A 2,250-nucleotide genomic window follows, 5' to 3' on the forward strand; every position below is an offset into this window, starting at 1 on the left:
ATGTGGAATTCGAGACGAGGTGTATTTACATTTTCTTTCTTCACACATGATACTATATCCTGTAAAGGTAGTCCATGGATATACAACTCACCATCAAAAATATTGATACCAGAACGATGTTTCAGTAAAGCTAACGCTTTTCCAATATGTTTAGGTACTGGATAAGTTTTACCTCCACGAGATGTAAGTGTTACATCGCCGCTTTGAGTAATACTAGCAATACACCGCACACCGTCCAACTTAGGAGAAGTAAAAGCAGGCCATTTAATCCTGTGTCCTGAGTCCAAGTAATTCTTGGCAAGCATCGGAAGGACTTCTCCGACTGACTTTGCTTCTTCCTGTGTAGGTCGATAGCATTTATCAATCTGCTTGTTATACTTGCTCTCAGCTTCAAGTAACGCCTGCTGTTCAGGAGTTGTTTCATTTGAACGTCCGATATTCTTTCCAGTGCAGATGGTAATCTGTTCCTGCATCTTACCACCAAGTTGTCCATGCCGTACTGTTATTACGTCATCTTCTACCTCGACAATCCAGTGCTTGAATTTTCCATCTTTATTAAGAGCAAATAATTCCTTTTTCATACCTTTCCTTAGGCAAAAAGAAAGGGAGCCTAAGCCCCCTTAATTTTATTCGACTACGATATCGTCACCATTAACGCCATCGATAGATTCATCCGTGATGTCATCATCCGTGACACCTTGAATCTTTTCGTCAATATGATAGATTTCTACTTCTAGAGCGTTGCTAATTGCTACAAACTCTTTAGCATCAATCTCCAAACCAAAACCATCATCAAACGTCAAACGGACGTTCTGATATTGAGGCATCGGTGTCGCTGTTACAATCTTCTCTGGATTCACAAACAGAGTTTCTTTGCTCAGAGCGTTCGTTACTTGAAATAATTTCATCACAATTCCTTTTTAATGTATAATCAATCCATTCCCACTGAAATAGGTTATCAGCTTCCTGGCCAATATAGAGTAAGCGAGCATTTTCAAGCATCACTTCCTCATAGTTATCACCAAATACAGCTTCATATTCCTGCTTTACAGCATCAAACATTTCTTGTAGTGTATCACAAGCTCCAAGAATTTTATCAGCAGCACCTGACCCAACGCCTTTACGACGAAGCATCAACTTACCACCCCACTTAACCTCCTTTCGAATACCACAGCCCATAATATTATCTGTGTTATCTCCAGTAAGCATTTGGTGGAAGAAAAACTCTTTAGCTTCAAATTCTGACAAGTAATGATTTAATCTTTCAGGTTGCTTATCACCACAAGCCCAACGATAATGCCAACCATGAACAGTGCCTAGGTCTTTATCACGTGAGCAAATAATGTTATTTTCAATATCCTTACGTTGTTCAATACCTAACCAATCGTCGGCTTCGATACCATCCACAACAACAGTAGGGTGACTACGTTTAATATAGTCACCAACAGTATCATAGTGATAAGGACGACCCACCGATGCGTTACGGTTCCCTTTGTAAGGTTCTTGTTTAGCAAGTTCAATCCTGAAATTCCCTTTGCCACTTAGTACACAAACATAAGAATCTGCACCAGTAGCTTTGATTACGTGCTGTATCGTATCTTCAGTGATTCTTTCAATCTCTGAAACGGGGGCAGGAACCCGCTCTTTTTTAAGGAACGGGTGTTCGAGAGCGATTGAGCCAATCTGGTATCTCAGAATGTCACAGTCGATTAGTGCTCTCATTTAGCTGCATCTTCCTCGCCACGCTTCTCATTAAATTTGATAGTAACAGACTTAAGAGCATCAGCTTTATACTTCGCTGTAGGCTCTGCTGCTTCTTCTCCTTCAACTTGTTCGGTACGAGTGTTCACAATGTAATAAATGTGAGCATAAGGGTTGGCAACAACTTTATAGTATCCGTTCTCGTAAATAATTTCCATGGTTATTCCTTAATCTCTGGATTGTGGTAAGCAATAAGCTTTTCACGGATACGATAGAGCAAAGTCTTTATCGTGCCAGGAGATTTTCCGTTGGTTAAATCTTTGATTGATTTACCACGGATGTAATAACCTAGGAACACCTGCTTCTCAGTTTCGGAGAGCACTGTTAAAGAATCTTCAATGAATTCATGACGCAGGATTAATCTCATTGGGTCGAGAACACCTTTGTCGTGAGATTCAAAATCGATATTAAAGTTGCGAGTTTCTCTGTTTGAATGGCGGGTCACTTTGCTGTAAAAATCAGCACGTGCTGCACCTAAGTTAATACTCA

Annotated in this window: 5 protein-coding genes; all 5 read right to left on the reverse strand. The window is 40.2% G+C overall.

Features of this window, described 5'->3' with window-relative positions:
* Nucleotides 1–581, reverse strand: a 581-nt coding sequence (locus tag N1032_RS22625; protein WP_259542563.1) for a DNA ligase-like domain-containing protein, incomplete at its 3' end; no start/stop codon positions are given.
* Between the two features lie 45 nt (nucleotides 582–626).
* On the reverse strand, nucleotides 627–803 hold the full coding sequence (locus N1032_RS22630; RefSeq protein WP_259542564.1) for a hypothetical protein: 177 nt from the start codon (nucleotides 801–803) through the stop codon (nucleotides 627–629).
* Nucleotides 793–1,722 (reverse strand): hypothetical protein, encoded by a 930-nt coding sequence (locus N1032_RS22635; protein WP_259542565.1) that lies wholly within the window; start codon nucleotides 1,720–1,722, stop codon nucleotides 793–795. Before N1032_RS22635 ends, N1032_RS22630 begins: the two co-directional genes overlap by 11 nt.
* Complete coding sequence (locus tag N1032_RS22640; protein ID WP_259542566.1) at nucleotides 1,719–1,919, reverse strand: hypothetical protein; 201 nt, start codon at nucleotides 1,917–1,919, stop codon at nucleotides 1,719–1,721. The genes N1032_RS22635 and N1032_RS22640 overlap by 4 nt, the downstream gene beginning before the upstream one ends.
* A 2-nt stretch (nucleotides 1,920–1,921) precedes the next feature.
* The coding region (locus tag N1032_RS22645; RefSeq protein WP_259542567.1) for an RNA polymerase sigma factor at nucleotides 1,922–2,250 on the reverse strand (329 nt) is incomplete at its 5' end.

The sequence above is a fragment of the Herbiconiux daphne genome, assembly GCF_024979295.1.
Lineage (GTDB): Bacteria > Actinomycetota > Actinomycetes > Actinomycetales > Microbacteriaceae > Herbiconiux > Herbiconiux daphnes.

Coding starts and splice junctions, on each gene's coding strand:
- N1032_RS22635 (WP_259542565.1), bottom strand. CDS start 1,722: ATGAGAGCACTAATCGACTGTGACATTCTGAGATACCAGATTGGCTCA.
- N1032_RS22640 (WP_259542566.1), bottom strand. CDS start 1,919: ATGGAAATTATTTACGAGAACGGATACTATAAAGTTGTTGCCAACCCT.